Origin of the sequence: Vibrio palustris, assembly GCF_024346995.1 — a bacterium.
GTDB lineage: Bacteria > Pseudomonadota > Gammaproteobacteria > Enterobacterales > Vibrionaceae > Vibrio > Vibrio palustris.
This window is the reverse complement of sequence record NZ_AP024888.1, coordinates 888167-912587: the sequence shown is the minus strand read 5'-3', so window position 1 is coordinate 912587 and position 24421 is coordinate 888167. Positions and strand designations below refer to the sequence as shown.

Below are 24421 nucleotides of genomic sequence, written 5' to 3'. Positions count from 1 at the left end.
CATCATGTGGTTGACATGTATGGATGAGTGTAAAGAGTCATTATGAAAAAACAATTGGGGTTCCTTTCGATTCCCACTGGTTCTAAGCATGTGTTACCCGGTTTTGGCATTAGCTTAGGTACCTCACTATTTTTTATTAGTTTGATCTTACTTTTACCAATGACAGGGATGATTGCACAAATCAGTGGGATGACATGGGGTGACTACTGGTTTGCCATTACCGATCCTCGGGTTGTCGCGAGTTATAAAATCACGTTGCTCAGTGCGATTGCTGCATCATTATTCAATGGGGTATTTGGACTATTACTCGCTTGGGTTCTCGTGCGTTATCGCTTTCCGGGGAAGCGTTTATTAGATGCACTTGTTGACTTACCTTTTGCGTTACCGACAGCCGTAGCGGGTATCACACTCGCGACGTTATATTCAAGTAAAGGTGCGTTTGGTAGTGTGCTTGCAGAATGGGGAATTAAAGTCGCGTATACCCCGTTGGGGATTATTCTCGCGATGGCGTTTACGAGCATTCCCTTTGTGGTTCGTACGGTGCAACCGGTATTAGAGGAGCTGTCCGCGGAAGAAGAAGAAGCCGGGATGACGCTAGGAGCATCCGACTGGCAAGTTTTTCAGCGGGTGATATTTCCTTCATTATGGCCGGCATTATTGGTCGGTATTGCCTTGTCGTTCACGCGTAGTTTAGGAGAGTTCGGGGCTGTTATATTTATTGCAGGTAACATGGCATACAAAACAGAAATTACCTCGTTAATGATTTTAGACCGCTTACAAGAGTTTGATAATGCCGGCGCGAGTGCCATTGCTTCCGTTATTCTTATCGTGTCACTGATTTTGCTTATGAGCATTAACGTGTGGCAAAGCCGCTACTTACGTCGTATTCATGGTCATTAGAGGGATCTATGCATTCAGATAACAATGTACGCCGTGTTGGGGATCACCCACTCATTAAAGCGCTCTTAATTGGTGTCGCTGTGATCATGGCATTCATTTTACTTTTAGTACCACTACTGAGTATTTTTGGACATGCGTTTACTGATGGCATTGTTCAATACTTTTCGTATTTTGAAGATAAAGATACTCAGCATGCCATTTTGCTCACACTCGGTGTTGCAATCTTGACGGTTCCTATCAACTTAATCTTCGGGGTACTTTTGGCGTGGACAGTGACACGTTTTGAGTTTCCAGGTCGTAAGCTATTGATTACCCTGACTGATATTCCGTTTGCGGTCTCGCCGGTCGTCGCAGGTTTAATGTACATATTATTGTATGGACGTACCGGATGGCTGGGGTCTTGGTTATTTGAGCATAATCTACAAATTATGTTTGCGTGGCCAGGCATCGTACTGGTGACAATCTTTGTGACCTGCCCATTTGTTGCAAGAGAACTCATTCCTTTAATGCAGCAGCAAGGGCGTAGTGATGAAGAAGCCGCAGTGGTACTAGGGGCATCATGGTGGCAACTTTTTAGCAAAGTCACGTTACCCAATATTAAGTGGGCATTAATTTACGGTGTCATTTTAACCAATGCACGTGCAATAGGTGAGTTTGGTGCGGTTTCTGTGGTGTCAGGGCAAATTCGTGGGGAAACCAATACGCTTCCTTTAAATGTGCAAGCATTATATCAGGGATATCAATCTCAAGCTGCGTTTGCTAGCGCCTCGTTATTAGCATTTATTGCCTTGATTACCCTCGGGTTAAAAGCGTTGGTTGAGTGGCGTCAAGAGCGGTCTCTACGTATTGATAATGCCAAAAATGAGTGAGTTTTATGAGTATATCTATTAATAATTTATCGAAAAATTTCGGTCAGTTTCAGGCATTAACCCCATTAGACCTTCAGATCCAAGATGGAGAAATGATTGGGCTTTTGGGGCCATCAGGGTCAGGAAAAACCACGCTATTACGGATTATTGCGGGCTTAGAGAACGCCAATAGTGGGTCGATTTTATTTGGCGAGCGAGACGTGACGCAACTGCATGTAAGAGAGCGTCATGTTGGGTTTGTTTTTCAAAACTATGCGTTATTTCGTCATATGACGATTGAAGACAATGTCGCTTTTGGCTTACGTGTCATGGATAAAGCTCAGCGGCCTTCTGCCCAAGAGGTCACCAAGCGTGTTGCACACCTACTAGAAGTGGTACAACTTGGACACCTTGCTAAGCGCTACCCGGAACAGTTGTCTGGGGGACAAAAGCAACGCATTTCTCTAGCGCGTGCTTTGGCGACACGTCCGGAAGTATTGTTACTTGATGAGCCTTTTGGGGCTTTGGATTCAAAAGTGCGTAAAGAGTTACGTCGTTGGTTACGTAGCTTGCACGATGAGATGAAATTTACCAGTGTCTTTGTCACTCATGACCAAGATGAAGCCATGGAATTGTCCGACCGCGTCGTGGTGATGAGTAATGGTCGCATTGAGCAAGTCGATACGCCAACCCAGTTATTTGCCCAGCCAAATAGTCAGTTTGTGTTTAACTTTCTTGGTAACGTTAATGTATTCAAAAGCCAATGGGACGGCAAAAAGCAGTGGTCAAACGATCAAGCTTGGGTGATTCCTCATGATAAAAAAGAGTTTCAACAAAATGGTCAGCTTTTTGTACGTAGCCATGAGCTGACACTTTCGGATAAAGCCAGCCCACAGATCAATTTGCCCGCTAAAATTATGTCAGTATCGCCTGTCGGTGCTGAAGTGCGTGTTGAAGTGGCGCCTATTGGTTGGCAAGCCGATGATTTTTGGGAGATCACGTTATCTCATCAACACTTTGACCCGAATAAGATTAAGCGCGGCGAAGACGTGTTCCTTATTCCACATGCCGGTTACTTTTTCCCTGAAGGTTCTGATACGCCGTATCAGCTTACTTGGCCATTCTTAGAAAAAGATACCGTGATGTTTGAGATTTAACACAAGTTACATACTAGAGTGATAAAAAGTTCAATCCCAGTCTTCAGCCTGAATGAAGACTGGGATTGTTTATTATTAGTGAAGCCACGTCGACGGTGTGATTAAGGTCTTACTAAATTGTTTAATCATGTGCCGAATATCATGCCCAGTGTATTCAATATTAATTAAAATAGATCGGTTGCATATATCATCAATCACATCAGGAAGGGTTTTATCACGAAGGTGGAAATGAAGAATATCTTCCTCGGTTAATTGATTCACTTCCTCTTCAAATAATTGAATAAAATTATGGAAAGTTGGTAACTCATGCTTTGCCAATGATATAAATGCGCAGACATCTCTTCTGAACATAAATCCTCCAGTGTGGGAGCGTTCAAATTATTTGATTTGTTGTTATCTAAATTACTATTATTGTTGCAAAGCAGTAAACTTCTATAAAAATCGTCATTCAATTGACAGCATTTGGTACTTAATCACATTCTGACAATAAGCTGGATTAGATTGACAGTGAACTGAAAGAAATAGTAACCAGACATCAATAAAAAAACAGAAGCCAAAGTTGGGCTTCTGTTTTTTAGTTGCGGTTATTGAGAGAGAGATTTTATGTATAAATCCTTGGTGTATATTTTCCCTTCTGCATTATGAAGAGGAAACCCACCCACGGTTGGCCTAATGAGACGCGCTTGCATGTAAAAATACACGGGAGCTATGGGCATATCTCGGCTCAACAGACTCTCCAAGTAGTTATAATGATGATTGCGTTCACCTTTATCTGTGGCTGTTTGCGCTTTTTTCAGCGCTGAATCGTACTTTATATTGGCGTAAAACGCATAGTTCTGTTCATTATTGGAAGAAAATAGACTTAAGAATGTTGAGGCTTCGTTATAGTCGCCACACCATGAGGCGCGCATAATGTCGAATTGGCCTTGTTTACGAGAGCTTAAGTACGACTTCCATTCTTGATTCTCGAGTGTGATATCAGCACCGAGTTCTTTTTTCCACATCGATGTGATGGCCACCGCAATCGCTTTATTACTTTCACTCGTATTGTATAACAAGGTGCCTGTTAATGGATGCTGTTTGTCATAGCCCGCGTCTTTTAATAATGCTTTGGCTTTTTCAATGCGCTGTTGTTGTGTGAGTTTGGCGTACGCCGGTTGTTTGGCCTTAAAACCAGCCACGTCTTTATGAGCAAATGTATAAGCAGGAATATTGCCCACTTGAGTGATGCCATTGGTGATGACATCACGGCGAATCGCATAAGATAGCGCCTTACGCACCTTAGGGTTATCAAATGGTTTATGCTTAGTGTTAAACGCATAATAATAAGTGCACAGTAACGGCGTTACCGTATAGGCATTTGGCATGTCTTTTTTCAATTTCGTGGCAAGCTGTGGCGGAACATCTGATGTAATATCGACTTCACCTGTTCTATAACGGTTTACCGCAGTAGATTGTTGCTCGAAAGGAATATAAGTCACGTGATTAATTTTGGTTTTGTCGTTATTCCAGTAGTACGGATTACGTTCTAGTTCAACCCGTTCATTGACGACCCATTTTTGTAACTTATAAGCTCCATTGGAGATCATATGTTCTGGCTTGGCCCATTTATCGCCAAATTTTTCTACTAATTTGTGTGGGACTGGCATCATCGAGGTATGCCCGGTCATAGCGATAAAGTAGGGGACGGGTTTGTCTAATGTGAATTGGAGTTTGTGAGCATTTAATGCAATAACTCCAAGCTTGCTGGGCTTTTTCTTTCCTTCAATAATGGCTTTGGCGTTTTTAATCGATGAAAGCTTGAGATACCAAGCATTAGGGGACGCCGAAGCAGGATCAACCACACGACGTAAACTGTAGACAAAATCTTGAGCAGTGACGGGATCGCCGTTTGACCACTGAGCATCTTTGCGTAGATAAAACGTAAAAGTGGTATTATCTTCATTGATCCAACGATAAGCGACACCTGGCACGACATTGCCATTTTTATCCTGAATCACTAAACCTTCAAAAAGATCGCGTAGTATATGCATTTCTGCCATACCTTCAGCTTTCATTGGGTCAAGAGTCGCCGCTTCGGCATCATTGCCTCTGACTAACACTTGTTGCTTGGCTAAAGGAGTATTCGGCGGTACATTTGCTGCTAAAGAGGGAAAACTTGATATCATGAAAAGCGTCGAAGCAACAGCCCCCACGGTTAATGTTTTAGTGTTTGAATTCATACTACGTCCTTGTGATAGCGTCGACCGAAATTTTTGCGATAAAATTTAGTGTACCTCTTTATACGAAAAGATTGGAGAGGCAGCACGATGATTAATCTCGTTTATCAGAGAGATGCCACAATAGAGTCAGAGGGAAAGGACATGACACAATGTATAACGCGTTCACAACGTGGGCAATTTTCAATGTTGCCAATCCAATATGGTACATCTTCATTAGGCGCACCACTGTACTATTTTCCCGCGCAATGCCAAGCTGAAAATGCAGGGTTATTATTTGCTGGCATGCATGGAGACGAAACGGCTTCTATCAGCCTATTATCGGCGGGATTAAGAACAATCGCTCATGCTCGTTTACGTCACCATGTGATTGTCTCGGCTAATCCCGATGGTAACCAGTTAGGCCTGCGTTCGAATGCGAACGGCGTCGATTTAAATCGTAATTTTCCAACCCAGAATTGGTCTGGAAACGGTACTGTATATCGTTGGAATAGTTATGCGGAGACCCGCGATGTATACCTAAACACTGGCGAATACGGTGGCTCTGAACCAGAAACCCATCACCTAATAGAGCTGATTGACAGTTTACAGCCCACTTTTATCTTGAGTTTTCATGAGCCTTTAGCTTGTATCGATGCCGGACAACACAAAAAATTGGGTAAAAAACTGGTTGAAATGTTCGAGTTACCGCTGATGGACGGAGTCGGTTACGACACGCCTGGTTCTTTTGGCACTTGGTGTGATGAGCAAGCAATCGAAAATATTACAATAGAGTTACCACCGATAGCGACAGACGATGTTACTGAGAAATATCTGAATACCGTATCTTCTTTACTGGTAGATGATATCAATCATCGCTAATTATCACTGCAACTTATTGATTATTAATATCGTCTTATAATTGAGAAAATTAACATTAAACGACATTAATCTGTGAATTATCATCTCAAACAGAGTAATTCATCGACGGTGCACATTGCTCTAAATTAGGAAGCTGATAGTATAAATATCACTCACGCGGAATAACTATTTGCATTCTTCACTTTAGGTCAAATAATTATTCAATTTACACGCATTAAATCGTGACTGCTGAGTAGAATAACTACAACAACGTCAAAGAGCGAAACCGTGCTTAGGCATGAGTGAAAGCTCGACAAACAGGCTTAATAATAATGAGTGCTTAACTCATAATAAAAATAGAAACATCCGGTGTCATGCTACTTTATAATGACACTTTAAAAGGCATTGCATAAGCAATGCCTTTTTTTATGCGAAAATAATCCTAGCGAACGTACCATATGGCGGTTATCAAGACTGGTGATGATTAACCAATTTTGCCGCTTGTATAGCGAGTATGGGACCAAAAATCAGCATAAACAGTAAGCGACAAGTCTGCATTGCCATAACAAAAGATAAATCGATGTTTGGTGTGCCTGAAGCAATAATAGCAATGGCGTCAGCCCCTCCAGGGCTCATCGCTAGGTAAGCGGTGAGCGGTTCAATGTCAAAGTAGTGCACTAACCCCCATGATAAGAGACCACAGAACCCAATTAACAAAGCGATAGATAGGAATATATTGGGTAAAATACGTAATGTATAGCGCGTCGCATTGCCGGTGAATTTGGCGCCAATATGCCAGCCAATAATAGCATAAGCGCATAGAAGTAATATTTTGGGCAACGTAATTGAAAAACCATGCCAATAGTTGATGGCTAATCCACCAGCAATCGCAATAATGAGCGGGCCTGCTGGAAATTTTACGATCTGATTAACCAGTAGTATGCAAGCGATAAGCGCAAGAGTGCACACAAAGCCTACGCTATTTATTGTGCCATCCATTAGTGTTAAATCGGCGGATGGATGGTGAGTCAGTGGCATAAAAATATGGGCGACTATCGCGGCGGTAAGTGTGACCAAAATAACACGCAGATATTGCATTAGAGCGACGACTTTCACATCCGCACCGTATTCTTGCGCAAGTAATGTCATAGCCGCGGCGGCGCCAGGGCTGCTACCCCAGATGGCTGCTGTGCCAGGTACCACGCGCCGGTAAGCTAATAACGCACTTAAAAGAGTACTGGCGATCAACACTGACAACACCCCACCAATGAATAACCAAACGTGATTACCAATCTCGCCGAGTGTTTGCAATGGGAGCATTTGAGCGATCATTAATCCTAATGTGACTTGGGCAATGTTCATTATCTGTTTATGAGGTTTTAGTACTATGTTTTTTTGAGCAAAAAAGATTGCCGTTAACATCGGGCCTAATAGAAAAGCCGCAGGAATAGAAAGGTAATGAAATCCTATCGCGATAGGTAAAGAAACCGTGATTAGTGCTAGCCACAGGAACAGCACACGAAAAGAAGGAAAGCCACGCATGGACGTTGAGTACTCGTATTAATAATCGAGTACGGATAATGGCGTATTTGAATGAAAATTTCAAAACACCATTATCATCGCTATAGGTGAAAGTCTGAGATAGTAAGTAGATTCATTGCTCGCTACAGGGCGACATGAGTTGCTGACAGAACCATTCGACAATGATTTTTATGGTCGCATCTTGATACCAGCTTTCATCACCATGATCCGCACCTTCAATCAGATAATACTCCGGATTATGGCCATGCTCTTTTAATGCTTCAAAGAGTTGAGCGCCTTGCACTGGTGATACAAGTGAATCGTTACTGCCATGCATGATCAGAAAAGGTGGTAAACCCGCACGCATATGACCTAATGGAGAAGCAAACAACGCTTTTGGTTTGTCACTATTAATGGTACCGCCAAGCTTATCATGAAACGCGAGGCCGTTAATCAGTAAAGCCTCTGGAACATTAGCCTGTTGATGACTTGCGTTAGCTTTGCCTTCATAACCTTCTCCAATATTTAATAAATTAGAAATACCATACAGTGTTGCTACCGCATTAACTGTCGAGGGTTGTTCTAAAAACCATCCCTTATCGAATTCCACTTCTTCATTGGTTGCCCCCATCATCTCTGCTAACCAACCGCCTGCCGAGTTACCTAAGACGCCAATACGAGCAACATCGATATTATAAGCCTCTGCATTGGCGCGCAAAAAGCGCACCGCCGATTTACCATCAACCAATGGGGCTGGAAATGTATGGGGAAGAACGCGGTATTCTACGGCTGCCACCACAAATCCTGCCTGTGCTAGGCTCATACGCATTTCTATGAATTTATTTCTTTGTGCACTGGTAAATCCGCCCCCTGGATAAAAAACAATGGCTGGTTTTTTATGAGCGGTTCTCGGCACCAATAACGACATTCTTAGCTGGATATTTTCACTTTGATGAGGAATTTGTGAATAAATCACGTCGCTAATTGAGTCGACAGGCGGCGCAGAAACCTTAGCGGCTTGCAGTACTTTGGCTCCATATGTATATCCCGGTAAGCTTTGTGTCCTAAAGTCAGGCGCTTCGTCTAAAGATTGATTATGGGAAGGCAAAGTCTGATAATTTGGCTTCTTGTTCGACATAATGGCACATACTCCAATATTGTTTGAAGGCAACGATTGGATAGTATAAGCATAGATAGGACTGAATAACTTTGATCAGCTTGTCTTTTCGTAAGCTGACTCACTAAATTTTTGTATTCATGACCTATGTTGTAGAACTGTTGTGTCGTTATGTGATCAAAAACACGAAGCTTATAATCATATTTTTGGCACTAATCACGTTTTTAATTTTATAAACGTTAAATTAAAAAATATAATTATCATTTACTTATTATTATTGAGTCGTAAAAATACAGCGTATTGTTATTTTTCTGTAAAGATGTATAAAATACTCCCTTCTAGTGATTCTCTATTAAGCACAAACAGCTTATTCTGTACCCAGATAAGGCATTTTTGTTGATTTTTAATAGAATAATAAGCGATTTTCTTATCTAGGTTGGGTTACTACTAAGTGTTGAATTTTCATAAAACGAGTAAACCTATGATAGTAGTAGAAATAAGTGAGAAAAATGAAGAGTGAATTTCTTGTGTATAGACGATATCAACAAATGTTAGCCTTCTGCAAAAGTCGAAATGTTAATACAGTCCTTGAGTACGTTATCATTGGTTTGGCTGTTGCCGCTGTGGCTATTGCGTTTCTTAACTCATGTTATGGGCTCTTTATGCAAGATTATATAGCCAAAATATTTTAATGATGAAAGGGCAGGGTTGCCGCCCTTTCATGATGACTAACCTAATGCTTGAGTGATTAAGCAATACGGCGTATATGCTAATTGCGGTTTTGGGCGTGTACCTAAATGCATCGCGGCAATATCGTCAACTTCAGATAACCCCCATGATTGCAGTGTCTCGGCTAAATGGTACTGCGCTGGAGTGTCTACTCGTACAAACTTCCCTTCATTATTCGCCAATAAATACGCTAACAATGCATGTGCGTCCTCACTATGGCTCGCTATGACCGGACCAATCGCATCACCTCGACCAAACGAGCGATAGCAGGCGACACCAGCGATGGCATTATCGCGTTCTAAAACGATGGTCTGTTGTGTTTCGCTCAGTACCTCATTGAATACTTTGTCTCGTTCCATACCACTCGCTTGGTTCAATAATGCGATGACGTTGTCATAATCACTAGGCTGAGTTTCCCTAATAAACGGTTGCGTACTAGTGAGTGGTTGATTATCGGGACCGCTCACATAACCTTGATACTGTTTAATTCGCGCATATTCTTTAAAGCCCAATTTTTCATACAAGGGTTGGCCAGCCTTTGTGGCTGAAAGGAAAAACGATGAGCATTGGCTTTCTTGCATGATTGCCGTGACAATTTTACGACCAAGTCCATAGCCTTGATATTCATCGGCGATCACCACTAAGCCAATACTTGCATAGGCTCCTTGTTCAACCGCACATGCGGTGCCAATCACTTTCCCTTCATGTTCCATAACGAGAGCAGCTGATACATTAAACATGGTCAACCAGTCTTCTTGGCGATGTGGCCACTGTAGATTTTGTGTGAGTTGATATGCTTGGGTGATATCACTTGCACACATTCTGCGTATTGTATAATTCAACGTTGCCGTGCTTACCGCCATTTCTCTGCTCCACTATGAATAATTTTCCTGACTATATTTCATTACTGAAATCTAAATGCAAGTACTTCTCATTAATTCGGCAGGTTGTACCGTATAAACATGTGGTAGTCATCCGTTAGTAGGTGGATGACTTATCGACGACACCAATGAAAGGTTCATGGTCAATCATTCGCCTCAAGTTTTCTTTTATCGAGTCAAAACCGGCGTCGATACGTGTAATACCGGCAATATGAGGAGTAATAAACAAGTTAGGGTGCTCCCATAATGAGCTATCTTCATCGAGAGGCTCATTTTGAACCACATCAAGAATGGCATGTCCGAGTTGACCGCTTTGTAATGCTGTCATTAAATCCGCTTCGTCGACGTGTCCACCACGGCCAATATTAATGACACAAGCACCTGTATTTAATTTATCGAACACGGCACGATTGAGAATATGGTGAGTCGCATCGGTCAGAGGTAGCACGCAGATAAGACAATCTAATCCTTCAAGAAAATCAGGTAACGCATTGTGGCCGGCATAACAGTCCACGCCGGATAAATCATGCTGACTGCGAGCCCACCCACGTAGAGAAAAATTAAAGGTGGCAAGTTGGTTGAGAACCGCGTTACCTTGTTGTCCCAATCCCATAACGCCGATTCGATATTGATGCGCAGGAGCAATATGTTGCTGCTTCCATTGATGAGCATTGTGTTGCTGTCGATAAAGTGGAAATTGTCGATAGACCGACAGTACCGCTGCACAGGCGTATTCTGCCATTTGCTGTTCTAAATCTGGGTTTATCATCCTTACTACTGTGATTGACTCTGGGATCTCATCAAAATTAATTTGGTCAACACCGGCTGAAGGCGTAAAAATAGCTTTGAGGCTGGGTAAGCGGGAGAGTAACTCTGTAGAAACTTTCCAAGTGATAAGTACTTCTATTTCTCTTAAATCGCCGGGCTCTGACCAAGTTCGGCATTCAAGTTCTGGAAACGCTTGAGTAATAGCGTCTTTCCATGCAGAACTGCGTGTTTTATCCAAGTACAGTAATATAGCCATGTTATGGTCCTTGTTATTCGTCAATCCATTTCTACCTGTGGAATGTTATCAGAATCTGACATTTTAGGTACACGTTCACTTTGCTGATTTTGTTCTTATTTAGTGCAACGCGTTTCCAAAATAGGTCATCTAAGTATATAAGAAACGTAAAGTATTAGGCACTATGTGCGAGCACTCGAGCATGTGTGCAGGCTTGACGGTTTTATTTAGACCTTGGGTTGGAACGATTTGTGCTTAAATATATATGGCACGGCGTACCTGACTTCTGGGGAGGCAGTTAGTATGTCGTGCCGTATTTAACACGGACAAGGGTAGGCAGGTATGAATAAATTACTCATTATCGAAACAGGAACGGCGCCGGAAGCGTTAAAGACACGCTTTGACGATTTAGCCGATTGGTTTTACGTAGCGCTTGGTTTTGCGAAAACCGAAGTTGAGATTATTCGCGTCTACCAGGGAGAGTCGTTGCCTCAGCCTTCGACTGAGTATTGCGCGATTATTACCGGGTCTTGGGCGATGGTGACAGATCATGAACCGTGGAGTGAGTATACCGCTGAGTGGATTCGTCAGGCATATGCGGTGGATATGCCGATGTTGGGCGTTTGTTATGGTCACCAGTTAATGGCATATGCACTAGGCGGTGAAGTTGGCTATTTTGCTAAAGGCCGAGAAATGGGCTGTTTCGCTGTGACATTGCAGCCTCAAGCGCAGTACGATCCGTTACTCCAGCATTTACCTTTACAGTTTTTCGCGCACCTTTCCCATTCTCAGCGTGTCATCAAGGCGCCTAAAACTGCCAAAGTTCTCGCGGCTTCACAGCGAGATCCTCATCAAATTATTCGTTACTCTGCAACGGCGATCTCCACACAATTTCATCCTGAATTTACGACAGCGTTATTAAAAGCGTCACTGGATATTACCCGAGAAGACTTAATTAACGAGGGAGAAAATGTAGAGATGCTAAAGCAAGGAGTCAAAGAAACCCCCGATGCATTATCGGTGTTACAGCGTTTTGTTGCTTGTTATATGCCGCAGCCCGTTACTGTCTAATTGATTGGCGCTGTCTTAGTGACGCCGTGTGCATGGACAGTTGATTCTTTATCCATATCCTTCAGATTATTCGATTTCCCCTGTCGAATTTATGGGTTGTCATCTTCAAATTTTATTCAGTATGATGTCATCAACGCTTTGAAACCAATCAAGGAGCAAAGAATGAGTCAAGATACGACTTACGTCCCACCAAAAGTGTGGACACCATCAGCAGAAAATGGTGGTAAATTTGCCAGCATTAATCGCCCAACTGCTGGCGCACGAGAAGCGAAAGAGTTGCCTGTTGGTGAACATGATTTGCAACTGTATTCGTTAGGTACTCCCAATGGTCAAAAAGTGACCATTATGCTTGAGGAATTACTCGAAGCAGGGATTGATGACGCAGATTACGATGCGTTCTTGATTAACATCGGCGAAGGCGAGCAATTTGGTAGTGGTTTTGTTGCCATTAACCCAAACTCTAAGATCCCCGCACTTATGGATTTCTCTCAAGAAAAACCGGTGCGTGTATTTGAATCTGGCTCGATTATGATGTATCTCGCTGAGAAGTTCGATGCCTTCATTCCTAAAGGCGTTGATCGTACAGAATGTCTCAATTGGCTATTTTGGCAGATGGGCAGCGCACCATTTGTCGGTGGTGGCTTTGGTCACTTCTATAGCTACGCTCCGGAAAAACTCGAGTACCCAATCAACCGTTATACTATGGAAACCAAACGCCAATTGGATGTATTGGATCAACAATTAGCCAATCATGAATTTGTGGCGGGTGATGAATACACGATTGCCGATATGGCAATTTGGCCATGGTACGGCGCGTTAGTACTTGGTGAGCTTTACGATGCAGCCGAATTCTTGGACGCAAGCAGCTACACAAACGTCGTTCGCTGGGCTAAAGCGATTGCAGAGCGCCCCGCCGTTAAGCGTGGTCGTATTGTTAACCGCACATGGGGAGAACCTCATTTAGCCGAACGTCACAGCAAAGACGACTTTAAGAATCTCTAATATTTTCTTAACGTAGCGTCATTGATAAGCGCTAACGCCTCAGCTTTCAAAGTTGGGGCGTTTTTGTTTCTTGTTTTATGTGCCAGCGGCAGGTAGTCTGCCTGCGTTATTGAAAAGGAAAGCTGGTTATGAAATCACTGCTAAAATTTACCGTTGTCACTAACGTGGCATTATTTGTGTTGTTGTGGATTGAAGAGCGCTATGTGCATTTTTTTGGGATAGTGCATTGGATTGATTACGCTTTTTTTATGCTAATTATGTTATGGGCTGCGGCGGTATTGATTTATTTAGCGCCACGTTCGATGGCGAAGGGGACTCAACGTATTAATCCACTCTATCGCCAAAAAGTGATGCAAGCCAAACGTGAGGCGAAAGAGCAGGCGCACAAGCAAGAAACATCACCTCATGCAGATGCGATCCCCTTGGCAGTTGCGGGGTTGCCATGTTTAGTGTTGGTAATATTTTATCACTTTGTTTTAGTGTAACGATATCTTCAATAAAAAGTCATGCTGGCGTGCTACGGTATAGCGCTGTGCATAAAAAAATGAAGCGTTATCATTTATTTGCTCATTAACTGCCCATCCTAGACATATTTTCGTCATAACTAAATGATATACAGAATAGATAGTTATCGCATGCTCTTAGTTTAATTACTGGTATGCGATAGTCGTTTTACTTCTATTTTGGGGTTTATCATGTATTTGTCACTCATCCACCGTGTGATCGCCGGATTTGCGGTAGTGATTTTGTTTGTACTAGGGATCAGTTTCTCGTCTTACTTGTCTCAACATAAAATGGCGACGCAACTGCAGTTAACGTCCATGACCTTGCCCGAAATGCTAGATAACTCCAATACCTTATTGGTCGATATTCAAAATATTAATCGTATTACTCTATCTCATGCGAACGCCCATGATGGCCAGCAACGCCAAGAGCTTGAAAATGCCTTTCATGAGGCGGTTAAACACTATCATCAATCTTATCAGAGTCTTGTCAGTAAATTTAAACACTACCCAAAATTAACAGCGCAACTCAGTGACCTTAATCGCCAAGCAAATCAGGTGATCCAAGAAGCAACCAACCACCTTAAATTACAGAATCAACGAGAAGACGCGCGTAAACAATCATCTCGAGAATTGAATGCATTCGAATTGGGTTGGAAAAACTTGTCGCGTGACCTTGGTGCTTTAAACTCACAAGCTGAATGGAATAACCAACAAATGGTGGTTATATATTTAGATGTGGCGGATGAGAAAGGCAAAAGCGTGCAGAATTTATTGCAAAAAGTGATGCTGGTTGAAGACGAGTCATCCATAAAAGACATCACTCTCAAGTTAAATGAGCATTTAGCTGATTTTACTCAAAAGTTACAGGATGTCATTAAAGAAACACCGGATAGTAAAGAGACATTACAGCCTTATATCGACCTTCTTAAACGTACGATCACCGAACCACACGGTTTACTCCAACAGCATCTGCGCTACTTGATGTTGCAACAGCGAAGCGCGAGCAAGTTACGTGACATGAGCCGTAATGTTGATGCGATCATTAGTCAAGCCGAAACGTTAACTAATCAAGTGCGCTCTATTGCAATGAAAGCAAGGCAATCAGCAGACGAACAAGCGCAATTTTCACTATGGGCGATCATCATTTCCGCGATCATTGCATGTGTTGTGGCCGTTGTTGTGGCCATTACCGTCGTATTTTCGATCAAATCTCCGCTTGCCGTCATTACGAAAGCGTTGGCTGAGCTCTCACAAGGAAATTTGACATGGCGGATTAAAGAAGACTATCGCTCAGAGATGGGGGAGGTAGTGAGAGACATTAATATTCTAGGCCAGCAGTTACACGAATTAATTGCATCGGTGCATAGTTCATCACAGACGTTGCGCTCGGTTGCCACCGATAGCCATACGATGATTGAAAAAAACAATCAGGATCTTGCCGCACAAGGTAAGCAAACTAACTCTATTGCCACCGCCGTGACCGAGATGGAAACCGTGGTCAACGAGGTGGCAAAATATTCGGGTGATACGAGTCAAGAAGTTGAAAAAGTGACGGCATTAGCTAACAACAATATCGACAATATGCAGAGTAACTTAAAGTACATTCAATCGCTTAAAACATCATTAGATGACGCATCCTCACTCATAACAACATTATCGCAAGAAACGGAGAGCATTAACCAAGTGATTGAAATGATACAAAATGTCTCTGAGCAAACCAATTTGTTAGCACTTAATGCAGCGATTGAAGCAGCACGCGCTGGTGAAAGCGGGCGCGGGTTTGCGGTGGTCGCCGATGAAGTACGCACTCTTGCAACGCATTCACGTCAATCTGCGGACGAGATTAATACCAAAGTGCTGGCGTTGCAGAAAAAAGCCCGTGACGCGGTTACATTAATGGCTCAGAACCAAGAATATGCCGATCAATCCGTGACACAAACACAAGATACGCATAAATCTCTTGCGGGGATGATTCATCGTTTAAGTACGATTAATGATATGAGTCGTTCTATTGCCACATCCTGCGAGCAGCAAAGTGTGGTCGCCAAAGATGTGGCAGAAAATATTGTCGGTATTTCTGATATGGCGAATAAAATTACGAATGAATCCCATACCCTCGCTCAGCATAGTCATTCACTTGATAAACTTGCCGCTGAGCAAGGAACACTCGTCGCGAAATTTACGATATAACACGCTTTGTGCGCCGTCTTAATGATGGTATGAGCGAGATAGAAACCATAATATTGTCCGATATTATGGTTTTTCATATAGCGCTCAGTGGGTATTTGGGGACGTTCTAGTTTTCTTGTCTATTTTTCACATCAAATGTTTACTTTTGTTAGATTTTTCATGGGAATGAAATGCCATTTTTGATATAACCTTATGCAATCGATTGGTATTCATATGCTTTGTTACTTGCAAGGTATGGCGGTAGCGTGGGGAATAGCACCTCATCGGTTGAGAGAGAACTCCCTCCCAATAGACTCTCACTGATTGAAGCGTGAAATGAGTGCAAAAGGCGTGTCCAAGGTTAACAGTCAGGGAAACCGCATGAACATCCTTGATTTTAAAGGGCTGAACTAAGGAGAGAATTCTTTATATCACCCCGATTTTATTGACCTTTCTCGCATGTTTTTACCTTTACAAAGGATCGATTTGTCGATCATTCTCATTGTTTTCTAATGGTTTCGTATTAAAAAACGGAGCTTTTTCATGACCAATTTAACGAACCCATTTATGCATTTTTCAGCCTTAACCGATTACCGACAAACGGGCAAAGTCACCCACAAATTATCAGACATTATTTTGCTGACGGTATGCGGAGTTTTAGCGGGACAAGATACATGGGAAGGCATTGTTGATTTTGGTGAAATGAGACGAGATTTTCTCAATCATTATGGCGATTTTTCAGCGGGTATTCCGTCAGCCGATACAGTGGCACGAGTAGTGGGTTTACTCAATCCGAAAGAATTCCAATCGGCCTTTATTGATTGGATGAAAGACTGCCATGAACTCACGAAAGGCGAGGTTGTCGCGGTTGATGGAAAGACGGTGAGAGGGTCTTACAATAAAGCCAAAGGTAATCAAGCGGTCCATATGGTCAACGTGTTTGCGACAGCGAACGGTGTTTGCTTGGCGCAATCAAAAGTGAACGAGAAAACTAACGAGATCACGGAGATACCTAAGCTACTGGAAATGTTAGATATTTCGGGTTGTTTAATCACAATTGATGCGATGGGTTGCCAACGAAAAATAGCTCAGAAAATCGTGGATAAAAGCGCTGATTACTTGCTAGCAGTGAAGGGAAATCAGGGTCGTTTAGAGCAGGTATTTAACGACTACTACAAGCCTTCGATGTTGATGAAGTTTGATGGAGATAGCTACTCAAGTCAGGACAAAAGTCATGGTCGATTAGAGACTCGATGTGCACTGGTTAATGAAGACTTGAGTGTCCTCGGTGACCTTGAGTACGAATGGCCGGAATTGAAGTGTATGGGCATCATGGTCAACGTAAGACAAGAAAGCGAGCACGCTTCAGAGAAAGAGGTGTCGGTACGCTACTATATCAGCTCGAAAAAATTGAGTGCAGAAGAGCTGCATAATGCTAGTAAAAGTCATTGGTTAGTGGAGTCAATGCACTGGCAATTGGACGTGGGTTTTAGAGAAGATAAATGCCGGATCAGAGTAGATGATCGAGCTGAAGAATTATCGAGGATCCGACAAGCTTGTTTTAACTTATTGAAGCAAGAGACGAGTGCGAAAGGTGGTATTCAGCGTAAGAGAATGCGCTGCGCGATGGATGAAAATTACTTAAGTAAGGTTCTCGGAAGCCTTGAATGACGGGAACGTTCATGCGGCTTCCGTGGGTCGCGGCATTAATTGTATTTATATTATCTAGATACATTAAGGTTTTTAAAGCGACCTCACTTTCAGATTTTCTGTTTTTTGTAATGATTGTAATTTGGGCGCTAGCAAAATTACTATGGGAAGGTGGTGTTAATAGTGAGATTTCTCGATATGATGACCCCGTAACAGACAAAGTATATGGTATGGTTAAGGGCTTTGATTTTGGAGAAGATGAACAAAATCGTAACCAGCAAAACTATAAAACAGGCTTAGTACTTTTTGTCGCAGGATGTCCAGCATTTTTAGCGCTGTTAGTAATACAATTTCTTTAAGCACTAGCTTCAAGAAATTGTATTATCCTTTATCATTAGCTCTCAAATTCAGGTATCTCATGTAATCCCCCTAAAATGGTATGCCGCTATTTAAAGGGGGGTGATTACAGTATTACTAGTAGTAAGATGCATCATTGAATGAGACTTTATATGCTAAAAGGAAATAGTTAATGGACATCATCATTCTCAACGGTGCAAGTAGCTCTGGCAAGTCTTCGATAGCGAAAGAGCTACAGTCCATATTACCCGATAACTATTTGCACCTTGGTATTGATACGTTTATCGAAATGATGCCAAAGCGTACTATCAATCTAACTGAACCAGATATACCTTCTGATGGGTTCTATTGGCAGACGGAATCGGGAAATAATCCACCCAGTTTGCGTATAAAAAGTGGCGAATATGGCGAACACATCAATCACGCGTACCACTCTACAGTAAAACATCTCGCTGATCTGGGATTAAAAGTCATCGTAGACGACGTTATGAATGGTGGTATTGAGCAACAATCTTGGTTGGAGGCTCTTGGTGATACGAAATGCCTTTTCGTCGCTGTTATGTGTAGTGACACAGAATTACGTAACCGAGAAAACCTTCGAGATGATCGTATCAATGGCTCTGCTGTTGAACAAAATTGTCGGGTACACAACGGTGTTGTCTACCATTTTCAAGTCAATACGACACACTGCTCACCACAACAATGTGCTCAAGAAATAGCGTCGTATATAGAAAAATAAACAAGACACCCATATTATAACTAACAAGGCCATGCACGCGACAAGCGCGTGATGGCGGCGTTAGTTTTATGGAGGAAGTAATGGACATTGAGATATGGATGTCTTTTGTATTGGCTTCAATGGTATTAGTTTTGTCACCGGGACCAACGGTACTTTTAGTTATTGGTCAAAGTCTAGCGTATGGTCGTAAATCTGTTGTACCTATGATTTTAGGTGTTATTTCTGGCGACATAGTGGCGCTGACATTCTCTCTTCTAGGGGTTGGTGCTGTTCTTTCGACTTCGTCGTTCGTTTTTAATACTATGAAATGGATGGGTGCTATATATCTTATTTATTTAGGTATTAAAGCATGGCGAAGCCCCGTATCTACGGGTGACGTAGATATTTATCCGATAGGTAAATCTTGGAAAGTGTACCGAGATTCATTTTTAGTTACGGCGTTAAACCCCAAAGGGCTGGCATTTTTCTTAGCATTTCTCCCGTTATTTATCTCACCCGACAAGTCTAATGTCGGTATGCAAATGCTAATTCTGGCAATGACTTTTATCTTAGCGTCATTTTGCAGTGTAAGTTTTTACGCTTATTTTGGTGGACGCATTCGTGGCTATGTATCTTCCGAGAAAGGGCAAAAGTTATTCAATAAGTTTAGCGGTAGTATGTTGGTCAGCGCGGGAGCAATTACATCAACGCTGAAACAATAAAACTAACAAACGAGTATGGCGTCAATCGTTAATTTTTCGCCATATTGTCATTCCACATAATACCGTCTCTTAGCATTGAATTTAAGATGACAACCATCTTTCTAACGCAGGCGATGATGGCGACTTTTTTGGGTTTTCCTGCCTCCAGCAATCGCTGATAGGTGGATTTAAAAACGGGGTTAGATTGCATAGCGGACATCATTGCCATATACAAAACGGTTCGAACTTGAGCTCGTCCACCTTGGATGATTCGTTTACCTTTGTAGCGGCCACTTTCTCTATTCATGGGAGCAACACCGATTAGAGAAGCGGCTTGTTTATTGTTGATATAACCGAGCTCAGGAGCATTGCTAATGATGGCGGCAGCGCTCACTTTTCCAATGCCAGGAACACTTTGTAAAATGATATTTTTGCTCTGATAATCCGGTGTTTTTTCGATGAGCGTCATGATGAGCATTTCGATTTTTTCGATCTGCTTTTTGAAGGCAGTCATAATGGGATTAATGGTTGAGTGAAGTGCTTTAGGAAGTTGTTGTAGACGGTTTTTCTCCATAGTTTGCATCGTTAATATTTGATGTCGCCTTGCGACTAAGTTACTCATTAATTGCATAATTTCTGGTTTCAACTGGGTAAGTTGAGGCTGGATAGCGTCGCTATAATGAGCGATTAATTGAGCATCAAGTTTATCCGTTTTCGCTCTACGTCCAATCGCTCCGGCAAAGCGTTTAATGTGAATAGGGTTGGCAATCACAAACGGTAAATTGGCTTTGTTGCAGGCGATAATAAAAGGCATTTCAAGTCGGCCAGTAGCCTCGATGGCGATGCGTTCTGGGTGATATTTTTTGATGGTTCTGATTACTTCTTTTATTCCTTTATCATCATTAGAGACAGAGAAAAAGATATCTAATGGACGAATATAGATATCTAGATTTGTTTTGCCAGTATCGACACCGACATTAATGTTTTGAAGTGTGTTTGTATTCATAATAAGCTAACTCTTGCTTGCGTAATGCGGGTTCGAGACCCAGTCGAGTATTCGAGTTTGGTGCTTGGAGTTCTATATCGCGTTCATGTTTGTTATCGGTCTCTCGATAGAGGAGCCAGCGTTCAATCGAACTACGACATAGAGAGCTTTAGTTGCAGCTAAAGCCTGGGTCTCACTTTACCCTAATTTGAGTTGTCATTATCCATACAAGCATTTAAGAGTGATTCCCAACGCTTGGCAGTTTCGCTTCGCTCAAGTATAGCCAAGCGTCGCTCACACCTTAATGCGGCGTTAAGCGTCAAAACGAATCAGAGAAATCATGCAAATAGATCAAGTCGGTAAATTTCAAGATGAAGGTGGCTACTGGGAAAGCAATCCCGAATCAATGGATGGTGCGATACTAAGCATCGAAACTGAGAGCATATCGGACAAACAGATAATGCTTGCTCAGGCTGTATGTAAAGATTGGGCCGGTAAAATTGAAGTTGCGCTGCAATATATTAAGAGTGTTCGAGCAGAATATAAGCTTGAGGCTCAAATTTTTAATAATCCAAATGCGTTTATAGACTCTGATAGCGAGTGGAGCATTTACTTTGACACGGAGTCTGAAACAGAGGCTGTAGTTGGTGTCGAATTTTCAGGTGATGCCCCATTTCAACTTACTATCGGAGACTAAACGCTTAATAAGGAGCTCAAGCAAGGACGCAGCAAAGCTGCGCCGCTTAGCTTGGCGTAAAGTCTCTATGAATATTGAATACTTCGAAAAATTTGAATTGGAACTAGAGTTGGGGCTTAAGAAGACGGCCGCAGCTTCGGTAAAACAATTTGTTAATTCATTTGAGAATGACGATGAAATAAAGAGCTGGGTTTGGAATTATTTGCCCAATCTAGAAAAAAACAGGCATAGCTGCATTAGGTATGAGATTTTTATTGATCTTGTTTATCCGCTATTAAAGAAGGGGTTTGAAAGCAAAGACTACAATTCAACATTGTGGCTAGGCAAGCTGATTCAGAATGTATATCAAACCAAAGGTATCTTTGAAGAGCTTGGCTCTAATGTTGAGATGGACTTTTTTAGAATATGCTACGAAATTGATCCAAACGTAGAAGAAGGTAAAGAATTGCTTTTACAGAGTATTTTGAATTGGTTGTCACATTGCGTGCATGAATGGCCTTCGGGGATACTATACGGTATGAATGGAGCCTCTATTGAACAATGCCAAGATATTAGATCTGAGGCCAATTTTGCAAAATTACTAGCAAGCAAAGAGAGGGAGTTATCATTTATTAATGATTTCCTCGTTAAATTAACCGAGTACGAGTTGCGACTTAACAAGGCAAGTAAATCGGACTCGTAAACTCGCCGTTTCTTGCGGCGTTATAAGGTCTGAATTATGCGAATACCCAAAGAGCTGGTTACTTTCATAAATCAAGCTGAAAGCCCAAATAAAATATTTAATTCTATTATAACATCGTCTGGCATTGAGCCTTTGATCTTTTGTTTCTGGAGCATAGAAGAAATTGAATCTGCATTAGAAATGCGAGAGGAATGGGATGTGACGAATTGTCTAATTCCATTTTATGGGGACTGGCATAACTTGTTTTGCGTGAAGTTAGGTTCAGTATTTATTGAAATAGTAGAAGTCGATGATGATCGAGTCGTTCGTAATAGATGGGAGTCAATTGGTGATTTTCAAAAATCCCTATTGTGGCAAGACGAAGAGCCTGGAGATGCATCAGGTGTAATAGAAGGTGAGTCGTGGCTAAACTTATAACAAAGGGCTCCATGATCCGCACCAGCAGTTTTGGACACCGAGTTAAGTGAGTACAATCACTAACGAGGTGAACCATGACAGCAAAAAAAAACGTATTATCCATTCTCCTGAATTTAAAGCAGAAGCCCTGAAGCTAGCAGAGAAAGTGGGAGTAGCTGCGGCAGCGAGACAGCTCTCGTTACACGAATCCCAGATCTATGGTTGGCGTAAAGCAGCCAAGAAAGACACCAGCACTAGTCAGAGGGAAAAAGATCTAGCCGCTGAAGTCGCCAAGCTCAAAAGGCAATTGGCTGAGCAAGCTGAAGAGCTAGATATAGTAAAAAAGGCCGCCACCTACTTCGCGAAAAATCTAAAGTAGATTGCTACGAATTTATGCTCGAACACCTGCTGTACTACAGTGCTGTCCGCATGGCTAAGGTGTTTGCGGTTTCACGAAGTGGGTTTTATTACTGGATTAAGCACCGCCACAAAGCCATTCAGCGCGAGGTAACTCGCCAAGAGCTTGATACGAAGGTCAAAGAGGCTTTTGACAATAGCAAAGGCCGCGATGGCTCAAGGCGCATCCAGAAAGAGTTGGCAGAGAATGGTGATAGCCGTAATGTTAAAACCATTGCGGCCAGTATGAAGCGTCAGGATTTAACGCCGAAAGCGGCACGTAAGTTTAAGTGTACTACGGATAGCAAACATAAAATGCCAGTTGCTCCGAACCTGCTGGCTCAGGATTTTAACGCAGAAGCTCCGAATCAAAAGTGGGCGGGAGACATCACCTATGTGGCGACAAGCGAGGGCTGGCTGTATTTGGCGGTAATCATTGACCTTTATTCAAGGCAAGTAGTCGGTTGGTCTATGGATACCAGAATGACGGCAACTCTGGTCTGCGATGCGTTATCAATGGCCTTGTTCCGCCGAGGGTTCCCTGAGCAGGTTATCGTTCACAGTGACAGAGGTAGTCATTACTGCTCAAAAGATTATCGGCTTATAATCTAAAACAAAGTATGAGTAGGAAAGGAAACTGTTGGGACAATGCTTGTGTTGAGAGCTTCTTCCATTCAATGAAAGTTGAAGCAATCCAGTACGAGCCGATCATGACTCGAGACGAGATGCGCCAAACGATCTTTGAATACATAGAAGTTGATTATAATCGTACAAGAAGGCACAGTGCTCTTGGGTATTTAAGCCCAGTTAACTTTGAAAATCAAAATGTCGCTTAATGAAGTGTCCAGTCTCGCTGGAGCAGATCAGTTTGCTCGGTTTCGCTTCGCTACACATTTTAGCAACCAATTTTTAGCCCCTTATTGGGGCGTTATAACTCAATATGAACGAATATCTCGAATTTATAAATTGGGTATTAAATAAATATCCGATGTCAAAGCTAGAAACCCTGAATGGTAATGCATTCTTGGAGCTGTGCGAGTATGAGCCAGAGGCGCCTGAAGAATATACTAGTTTCTTAACAAACTTTGGTTTCGGATCAATTGGTGACTGCGATTTCCAAATTTATAATTATCCTCTGGATGCGGATGACATTTTCGACGAAGAAACAGCAAGGGAATTAATGGAGTATAAATTTGTTGCAGATAATTTTTCAGGTTATATGTTTGCATACTGTATATCAGGTGCTAATGGTTGGGAATTGGTAGCATTTCAGCACCAAGAGGTTGAAGAGCTACCAGAAAATATTACAACATTAATGCAGGCATTGAAAAGTGAGTTATAACAAACAGCTCAAACCTATCTCCACTGTGTTTCTCGTTTTGTGCTTTTTCGCTACGCTCGCACAAAACAATCAACTCCGTTCCGGCGCCTTAGCTGGGCGTTATACATTCATATTGGAATTTAGATGATAACAAAAATAGATTTAGAAAATTTAGAGAATCAGTATCAAATAGCATTGGATCATGTCGACAAAATTGAACGTGTAGATTTTTATCCAAGCTACCCGAAAGAGATAAGCGATTTTATGCTGGTGTTAACACAAGAGCCTTGGGGTATTTCTTATCGACCAAGTGAAATTTCTAATATTTTAAATAATATCGATCAAGCTAATATAGATGAAATTCGAGAAGTACTGACAGGAGCTAGTCGAGCTGAAAGGTTTTGTGATGGTTCATGGGAGAATTCTTTGAAAAGTCGAATGTTGGATCCTGTATTTAAAAGGCTAAGAGAAATAATAAATATATAACAAGTCGCTGCAATTGACAAAATACCTGTCACGAATTTTGGTTCCCAAAGTGTAGCGCCATGTATTTTG

The 24421-nt window shown here is 42.1% G+C and carries 24 protein-coding genes and 1 pseudogene; 18 read left to right on the top strand and 7 right to left on the bottom strand.

The window, feature by feature from the left end; translation table 11 throughout:
- The first annotated feature begins 42 nt into the window (after window positions 1-42).
- From cysT to OCU30_RS16570, 3 genes are read left to right on the top strand one after another with little or no spacing between them, the layout of a single operon-like run.
- A complete protein-coding gene (cysT, locus tag OCU30_RS16580; protein ID WP_077314861.1) occupies window positions 43-900 on the top strand; it encodes a sulfate/thiosulfate ABC transporter permease CysT in 858 nt (285 codons plus the stop codon).
- An 8-nt stretch (window positions 901-908) separates the two neighbouring features.
- On the top strand, window positions 909-1769 hold the full coding sequence (cysW, locus tag OCU30_RS16575; RefSeq protein WP_077314862.1) for a sulfate ABC transporter permease subunit CysW: 861 nt from the start codon (window positions 909-911) through the stop codon (window positions 1767-1769).
- Window positions 1770-1774: 5 nt separating this feature from the next.
- The gene (locus tag OCU30_RS16570) at window positions 1775-2905 is read left to right on the top strand and encodes a sulfate/molybdate ABC transporter ATP-binding protein (protein WP_077314863.1); all 1131 of its coding nucleotides are present in this window, start codon (window positions 1775-1777) and stop codon (window positions 2903-2905) included.
- A gap of 75 nt (window positions 2906-2980) precedes the next feature.
- On the opposite strand, the gene OCU30_RS16565 is transcribed toward OCU30_RS16570, so the two are convergent.
- Both OCU30_RS16565 and OCU30_RS16560 read right to left on the bottom strand, forming a co-directional pair.
- On the bottom strand, window positions 2981-3256 hold the full coding sequence (locus OCU30_RS16565) for a hypothetical protein (RefSeq protein WP_077314864.1): 276 nt from the start codon (window positions 3254-3256) through the stop codon (window positions 2981-2983).
- Window positions 3257-3489: 233 nt separating this feature from the next.
- Window positions 3490-5127 (bottom strand): peptide ABC transporter substrate-binding protein, encoded by a 1638-nt coding sequence (locus OCU30_RS16560; protein ID WP_077314865.1) that lies wholly within the window; start codon window positions 5125-5127, stop codon window positions 3490-3492.
- Between the two features lie 141 nt (window positions 5128-5268).
- Between OCU30_RS16560 and mpaA the strand changes: the two genes are divergently transcribed.
- Complete coding sequence (gene mpaA / locus OCU30_RS16555) at window positions 5269-5985, top strand: murein tripeptide amidase MpaA (RefSeq protein WP_077314866.1); 717 nt, start codon at window positions 5269-5271, stop codon at window positions 5983-5985.
- 447 nt (window positions 5986-6432) lie between these two features.
- On the opposite strand, the gene OCU30_RS16550 is transcribed toward mpaA, so the two are convergent.
- The 4 genes from OCU30_RS16550 to OCU30_RS16535 form a co-directional block, all read right to left on the bottom strand.
- On the bottom strand, window positions 6433-7506 hold the full coding sequence (locus OCU30_RS16550) for an AbrB family transcriptional regulator (protein WP_077314867.1): 1074 nt from the start codon (window positions 7504-7506) through the stop codon (window positions 6433-6435).
- Between the two features lie 112 nt (window positions 7507-7618).
- Window positions 7619-8623 (bottom strand): alpha/beta hydrolase, encoded by a 1005-nt coding sequence (locus tag OCU30_RS16545; RefSeq protein ID WP_077314868.1) that lies wholly within the window; start codon window positions 8621-8623, stop codon window positions 7619-7621.
- Window positions 8624-9330: 707 nt separating this feature from the next.
- Entirely contained in the window at window positions 9331-10194 is an 864-nt protein-coding gene (locus OCU30_RS16540; RefSeq protein ID WP_077314870.1) for a GNAT family N-acetyltransferase, read from the bottom strand.
- 115 nt (window positions 10195-10309) lie between these two features.
- Window positions 10310-11236 carry a 2-hydroxyacid dehydrogenase gene (locus OCU30_RS16535; RefSeq protein ID WP_077314871.1) on the bottom strand — a complete coding sequence of 309 codons (927 nt, stop codon included), beginning with the start codon at window positions 11234-11236 and terminating at the stop codon, window positions 10310-10312.
- 321 nt (window positions 11237-11557) lie between these two features.
- Between OCU30_RS16535 and OCU30_RS16530 the strand changes: the two genes are divergently transcribed.
- The 8 genes from OCU30_RS16530 (at window position 11558) to OCU30_RS16495 (ending at window position 19410) form a co-directional block, all read left to right on the top strand.
- Window positions 11558-12286 (top strand): glutamine amidotransferase, encoded by a 729-nt coding sequence (locus tag OCU30_RS16530; RefSeq protein WP_077314872.1) that lies wholly within the window; start codon window positions 11558-11560, stop codon window positions 12284-12286.
- Between the two features lie 162 nt (window positions 12287-12448).
- The gene (gene yghU / locus OCU30_RS16525) at window positions 12449-13288 is read left to right on the top strand and encodes a glutathione-dependent disulfide-bond oxidoreductase (RefSeq protein ID WP_077314873.1); all 840 of its coding nucleotides are present in this window, start codon (window positions 12449-12451) and stop codon (window positions 13286-13288) included.
- A 128-nt stretch (window positions 13289-13416) separates the two neighbouring features.
- Window positions 13417-13773 (top strand): hypothetical protein, encoded by a 357-nt coding sequence (locus OCU30_RS16520; protein ID WP_077314874.1) that lies wholly within the window; start codon window positions 13417-13419, stop codon window positions 13771-13773.
- A 210-nt stretch (window positions 13774-13983) separates the two neighbouring features.
- A complete protein-coding gene (locus OCU30_RS16515; RefSeq protein WP_077314875.1) occupies window positions 13984-15984 on the top strand; it encodes a methyl-accepting chemotaxis protein in 2001 nt (666 codons plus the stop codon).
- A gap of 522 nt (window positions 15985-16506) precedes the next feature.
- Window positions 16507-17634, top strand: coding sequence for an ISAs1 family transposase (locus OCU30_RS16510; RefSeq protein ID WP_077314876.1), 1128 nt, complete (start codon window positions 16507-16509; stop codon window positions 17632-17634).
- The gene (locus OCU30_RS16505) at window positions 17631-17972 is read left to right on the top strand and encodes a hypothetical protein (protein WP_077314877.1); all 342 of its coding nucleotides are present in this window, start codon (window positions 17631-17633) and stop codon (window positions 17970-17972) included. Before OCU30_RS16510 ends, OCU30_RS16505 begins: the two co-directional genes overlap by 4 nt.
- A 170-nt stretch (window positions 17973-18142) precedes the next feature.
- Window positions 18143-18709, top strand: a complete 567-nt coding sequence (locus OCU30_RS16500) for a chloramphenicol phosphotransferase CPT family protein (protein WP_077314878.1) — start codon at window positions 18143-18145, stop codon at window positions 18707-18709.
- Window positions 18710-18789: 80 nt separating this feature from the next.
- Window positions 18790-19410, top strand: a complete 621-nt coding sequence (locus tag OCU30_RS16495) for a LysE family translocator (protein WP_077314879.1) — start codon at window positions 18790-18792, stop codon at window positions 19408-19410.
- Window positions 19411-19438: 28 nt separating this feature from the next.
- Here the strand turns inward: OCU30_RS16495 and OCU30_RS16490 are convergent, their stop codons facing one another.
- Window positions 19439-20395, bottom strand: coding sequence for an IS110 family RNA-guided transposase (locus OCU30_RS16490; protein WP_077314880.1), 957 nt, complete (start codon window positions 20393-20395; stop codon window positions 19439-19441).
- A 319-nt stretch (window positions 20396-20714) separates the two neighbouring features.
- On the opposite strand from OCU30_RS16490, the gene OCU30_RS16485 reads away from it, so the two are divergent.
- The 6 genes and pseudogenes from OCU30_RS16485 (at window position 20715) to OCU30_RS16460 (ending at window position 24352) form a co-directional block, all read left to right on the top strand.
- Window positions 20715-21071 (top strand): hypothetical protein, encoded by a 357-nt coding sequence (locus tag OCU30_RS16485; protein ID WP_077314881.1) that lies wholly within the window; start codon window positions 20715-20717, stop codon window positions 21069-21071.
- A 67-nt stretch (window positions 21072-21138) separates the two neighbouring features.
- Window positions 21139-21753 (top strand): hypothetical protein, encoded by a 615-nt coding sequence (locus tag OCU30_RS16480; RefSeq protein WP_077314882.1) that lies wholly within the window; start codon window positions 21139-21141, stop codon window positions 21751-21753.
- Window positions 21754-21789: 36 nt separating this feature from the next.
- The gene (locus tag OCU30_RS16475) at window positions 21790-22170 is read left to right on the top strand and encodes a hypothetical protein (RefSeq protein WP_077314883.1); all 381 of its coding nucleotides are present in this window, start codon (window positions 21790-21792) and stop codon (window positions 22168-22170) included.
- A gap of 67 nt (window positions 22171-22237) precedes the next feature.
- Window positions 22238-23381: pseudogene (locus tag OCU30_RS16470) on the top strand (IS3 family transposase).
- A 104-nt stretch (window positions 23382-23485) separates the two neighbouring features.
- A complete protein-coding gene (locus tag OCU30_RS16465) occupies window positions 23486-23887 on the top strand; it encodes a hypothetical protein (RefSeq protein ID WP_077314884.1) in 402 nt (133 codons plus the stop codon).
- Window positions 23888-24010: 123 nt separating this feature from the next.
- On the top strand, window positions 24011-24352 hold the full coding sequence (locus tag OCU30_RS16460; protein ID WP_077314885.1) for a DUF6508 domain-containing protein: 342 nt from the start codon (window positions 24011-24013) through the stop codon (window positions 24350-24352).
- Window positions 24353-24421: the final 69 nt, after the last annotated feature.

What these genes read in the sequence shown, in the direction of transcription:
- cysT (WP_077314861.1), top strand. Translation starts at nt 43, where the DNA reads ATGAAAAAACAATTGGGGTTCCTTTCGATTCCCACTGGTTCTAAGCAT.
- cysW (WP_077314862.1), top strand. Translation starts at nt 909, where the DNA reads ATGCATTCAGATAACAATGTACGCCGTGTTGGGGATCACCCACTCATT.
- OCU30_RS16570 (WP_077314863.1), top strand. Translation starts at nt 1,775, where the DNA reads ATGAGTATATCTATTAATAATTTATCGAAAAATTTCGGTCAGTTTCAG.
- OCU30_RS16565 (WP_077314864.1), bottom strand. Translation starts at nt 3,256, where the DNA reads ATGTTCAGAAGAGATGTCTGCGCATTTATATCATTGGCAAAGCATGAG.
- OCU30_RS16560 (WP_077314865.1), bottom strand. Translation starts at nt 5,127, where the DNA reads ATGAATTCAAACACTAAAACATTAACCGTGGGGGCTGTTGCTTCGACG.
- mpaA (WP_077314866.1), top strand. Translation starts at nt 5,269, where the DNA reads ATGACACAATGTATAACGCGTTCACAACGTGGGCAATTTTCAATGTTG.
- OCU30_RS16550 (WP_077314867.1), bottom strand. Translation starts at nt 7,506, where the DNA reads ATGCGTGGCTTTCCTTCTTTTCGTGTGCTGTTCCTGTGGCTAGCACTA.
- OCU30_RS16545 (WP_077314868.1), bottom strand. Translation starts at nt 8,623, where the DNA reads ATGTCGAACAAGAAGCCAAATTATCAGACTTTGCCTTCCCATAATCAA.
- OCU30_RS16540 (WP_077314870.1), bottom strand. Translation starts at nt 10,194, where the DNA reads ATGGCGGTAAGCACGGCAACGTTGAATTATACAATACGCAGAATGTGT.
- OCU30_RS16535 (WP_077314871.1), bottom strand. Translation starts at nt 11,236, where the DNA reads ATGGCTATATTACTGTACTTGGATAAAACACGCAGTTCTGCATGGAAA.
- OCU30_RS16530 (WP_077314872.1), top strand. Translation starts at nt 11,558, where the DNA reads ATGAATAAATTACTCATTATCGAAACAGGAACGGCGCCGGAAGCGTTA.
- yghU (WP_077314873.1), top strand. Translation starts at nt 12,449, where the DNA reads ATGAGTCAAGATACGACTTACGTCCCACCAAAAGTGTGGACACCATCA.
- OCU30_RS16520 (WP_077314874.1), top strand. Translation starts at nt 13,417, where the DNA reads ATGAAATCACTGCTAAAATTTACCGTTGTCACTAACGTGGCATTATTT.
- OCU30_RS16515 (WP_077314875.1), top strand. Translation starts at nt 13,984, where the DNA reads ATGTATTTGTCACTCATCCACCGTGTGATCGCCGGATTTGCGGTAGTG.
- OCU30_RS16510 (WP_077314876.1), top strand. Translation starts at nt 16,507, where the DNA reads ATGACCAATTTAACGAACCCATTTATGCATTTTTCAGCCTTAACCGAT.
- OCU30_RS16505 (WP_077314877.1), top strand. Translation starts at nt 17,631, where the DNA reads ATGACGGGAACGTTCATGCGGCTTCCGTGGGTCGCGGCATTAATTGTA.
- OCU30_RS16500 (WP_077314878.1), top strand. Translation starts at nt 18,143, where the DNA reads ATGGACATCATCATTCTCAACGGTGCAAGTAGCTCTGGCAAGTCTTCG.
- OCU30_RS16495 (WP_077314879.1), top strand. Translation starts at nt 18,790, where the DNA reads ATGGACATTGAGATATGGATGTCTTTTGTATTGGCTTCAATGGTATTA.
- OCU30_RS16490 (WP_077314880.1), bottom strand. Translation starts at nt 20,395, where the DNA reads ATGAATACAAACACACTTCAAAACATTAATGTCGGTGTCGATACTGGC.
- OCU30_RS16485 (WP_077314881.1), top strand. Translation starts at nt 20,715, where the DNA reads ATGCAAATAGATCAAGTCGGTAAATTTCAAGATGAAGGTGGCTACTGG.
- OCU30_RS16480 (WP_077314882.1), top strand. Translation starts at nt 21,139, where the DNA reads ATGAATATTGAATACTTCGAAAAATTTGAATTGGAACTAGAGTTGGGG.
- OCU30_RS16475 (WP_077314883.1), top strand. Translation starts at nt 21,790, where the DNA reads ATGCGAATACCCAAAGAGCTGGTTACTTTCATAAATCAAGCTGAAAGC.
- OCU30_RS16465 (WP_077314884.1), top strand. Translation starts at nt 23,486, where the DNA reads ATGAACGAATATCTCGAATTTATAAATTGGGTATTAAATAAATATCCG.
- OCU30_RS16460 (WP_077314885.1), top strand. Translation starts at nt 24,011, where the DNA reads ATGATAACAAAAATAGATTTAGAAAATTTAGAGAATCAGTATCAAATA.